The organism is Microcoleus sp. B4-D4 (assembly GCF_036705185.1).
In the GTDB taxonomy this organism is placed as follows: domain Bacteria; phylum Cyanobacteriota; class Cyanobacteriia; order Cyanobacteriales; family Microcoleaceae; genus Microcoleus.
This window is the reverse complement of sequence record NZ_JAUBTX010000103.1, coordinates 1-3,134: the sequence shown is the minus strand read 5'-3', so window position 1 is coordinate 3,134 and position 3,134 is coordinate 1. Positions and strand designations below refer to the sequence as shown.

General features: G+C 46.1%; 1 protein-coding gene and 1 pseudogene. Both read left to right on the top strand.

Annotated elements, in window-relative coordinates; genetic code table 11:
- Positions 1 to 173: 173 nt before the first annotated feature.
- Positions 174 to 402: pseudogene (locus QUB13_RS30240) on the top strand (ATP-binding protein); the annotation flags it as partial.
- Between the two features lie 339 nt (positions 403 to 741).
- Positions 742 to 3,134: amino acid permease (locus QUB13_RS30235; protein WP_333388737.1), on the top strand; the 2,393-nt coding region annotated here is incomplete at its 3' end.

The following is a 3,134-nucleotide window of genomic DNA, read 5'->3' as shown; positions in this document are numbered from 1 at the left end:
CATCGCGGAGAACTAAAAGTCGAAACAGAAGTAGGAAATTACACAGAGTTTATCATCACATTGCCGAAAAAAATAGCAGAAATCAAGGAGTAAAAAAATGAAAGTAATGGTTGTAGACGACTAGGAAGATATTCAGTTATTGTTCAAGAATTCGGGTAAGAATCAGTGTTAAAGATCGTGGTTCGGGATGACGAGCAAGGTAAGAAAGTGGCTGTTCAGTCCTTTCTTTACAACTAAACCAGTGGGTGAAGGCACTGGCTTGGGATGATCGATCAGCTATCAAATTGTGGTGACAAGCACGGCGGAGATTTGAGGTGTTTATCGCAGGCAGAACGGGGTACAGAATTTGCGATTGAGATTCCCACTAGGCAGAGAGATCGAGTAGAGATGAAAGCGAGTTAAGAGGAGTTAAACAAAAAATGAGGGTAAAGCCTGGTATAATCTAGAGCGCGATCGCATTTCCCCAATTTCTTTGTAATACCGGAAGTCCCTAAACACCCAACGACTTAGCCGAAGCCCTTAAGGGCATAGCTAAAAGAACGCGAAATTAGCAAAAGTCAGAAGTCAGAAATAAAATGTAATATTGAAGATGGATTGAGATAGATTTTCATGGTTGACTGGGAAAGGCAGCTTTGCCAAAATTTAAGAGTAGCAAAAATACTTAATACAAAAAAGTTGAACTCTCTAAAGCTGAATATCGGGGTAGCGATTGCAACATCCAAAAAATAATAGGTAAAATTGATGGCGATAGGCATCCGACACCAGCCGGAAAACGGCTACCACTCAGAACCAACTCAGCCTTTCCCAAGAGAAAATCTTAATAGCCGATCGCTCATGCGCCTGCCTCGAAGCCTGAGTGCGGTGGAAACATCGGGCTTTGGACTCACCGGTCACGCCAATTGGTTTACCATCGCCACAGCCATCCAAGCAGCGATCGGGCCTAGCGCCATCTTCGTTTGGTTGCCCGGTATCCTCATGGGTATGATGCTCAACCTACAGGTAAAACGCATCGGTGAGTATTTCCCAGACATGGCTGGGGGAACGCCCAACTATACCGCCCGAATGCTGAAAAATTATCCAGGTCTGGGAAGCTATGCAGCGATCGGATACTTTTTAAGCTGGGTAGCAACACTGCCAATTTCTGCGATCGTACTGACGCAGCTAATCAAAGTCAACCTCAATAGTTTAGGTTTTAGCTGTCCTGAAACTTTACTAAATATTACCTTCACGCTCCTACCCTTCATTTTGACCTTCAGCGGCACTCGCGCCTTAAGTATTCTGCACGCCTTTTTTGTGTTGCCGACAGTCGGCGTATTATCCGTTTTTTCCATTTATGGTCTATTCTGGTTAGCTTTTTCCCCAAACAGTCCCGGATTTTTCCCCGCAACTTGGCCGCCATTCACCTTTATTGACTGGGCTAAGTGGTTTTACTTTGGTACATACATCTTCTACTGCTGTGACTCTGCCGCCAGTTTCGTAGCGGATAGCCGCAACCCTACTAAAACCTTGCAGTTTCTCAAAATTTCCGCACTGGGGATGCTGCCTGTGATTTTAGGAGGCGCTTGGGTACTGATGCGCTTGGCCACCGATCCCGGTCTGAAAGATGACGTATTCTTAAATTTATTAGCTGCCTGTCAGGTATTGTGGGGGCCCTGGGTTCCCTCCCTCGTCACGTTTCTGGTGGTCGCTAGCTGTCTTCTGAGTTGCGCGACCATAGTTTCCAACTGCCCCCGGATGTTGTACCAACTTGCCGTCGATGGACATATTTCGCCAACGTTCGCAGTTGTATCCCGACGCGGTGTATTTGGATTTGGGCTTGTCTTAGTTTTGGTTCTGAGTTTAATCTGTCTAGCTTGGGGAAATGTCCCTCGGCTTGTGGCGATTACTAATGTTGGCTTGGTTGTGTGCCTGACACTATTCCATCTATCACTGTGGCTGCGGCGGGGTAGTCCAGAAGTTCGGTGGCCTTGGTGGTCGCTGGCCTTCTTCATAATAGATGCGGTGGTGCTGGTAGTCGGAGGCTTGGCTTGGGGCTGGCAAGACTTTATCATTGGGTTGTGTTTTCCCCTTGCCGTTTTGGCAGTAGATGCAGGGATAAGTCGCATTGCCTTTGCCCCCTTTCATCCGTCGTGGTGGATTCGGCTTTACCGCAACAGAAGCCAGAGCAAAATGCCAGATTTTGTGGCATTTCAGGTTGTAATTTTGATCTTGCTGATTGTCAGCGCCGTCGCTGTCGGCTGGATTTTTGGCATCAAATTATATGCTAACTCTAGTGTTGGATTGAATCTATTAGTAGTGCTGGTTTTGTTAGTTGCTTTTGTTGGGGTGGCCGTTGCCTGCTGGACGAGTTTACCCCAGGTTGTATCAATGGACGAGGCACGAGAGGGAGCAGAACAGCTTTTTACCATTGCCCTAGATGCGATCGTAGTGCTGGATGAAAAAGGTGTAATTCGCCAGACTAATCCCGCTGCCGAAAGCGTCTTCGGAATCAATTATACTAGGCTAATTGGATCTCACCTGAACAAATTATTACCCGGATTAGAGACTCAGCCAGAAGACTGGCTCAGTCGCAGCGAACAAACTCTCAAGTTGTCCAATGGAGACTCGCGTATTCTGGAAGTTTCCATCTCAGACCGATTCTCTCAAGATGCTTCCCTTTCCAATCAGGATCTGCAAGAATATGTGGCGATCGTCCGCGATATCACCGATCGCAAACAAGCCCAGTCAGCCCTGCAAAAGGCTAATGAGGAACTAGAAATCAAAGTCGAGGAGCGTACCTCTGAACTCACCCACACTGTAGAGCAATTGCAGAATGAAATTCAAGAACGCCAGCGGATCGAAGAAAATCTCAGAGCTATGCAAAATCAGATAGTTGTCCAAGAAAAACTAGCTTCTCTGGGCAGTTTAACAGCCGGAATTGCCCACGAAATTAGGAACCCATTAAACTTTGTCAACAATTTCTCAGAAGTTTCTGCGGAATTAACCGAAGAACTGTTTGAAGAACTGGAAAATCAAGGAGAACGGTTAGAATCCGATACAAGGGAGTATATTGCCGAACTATTAACCGATCTCAAAGGAAATCTTAAAAAAATCAATCAACACGGTCAAAGAGCCGACAAAATAGTTGGCAATAT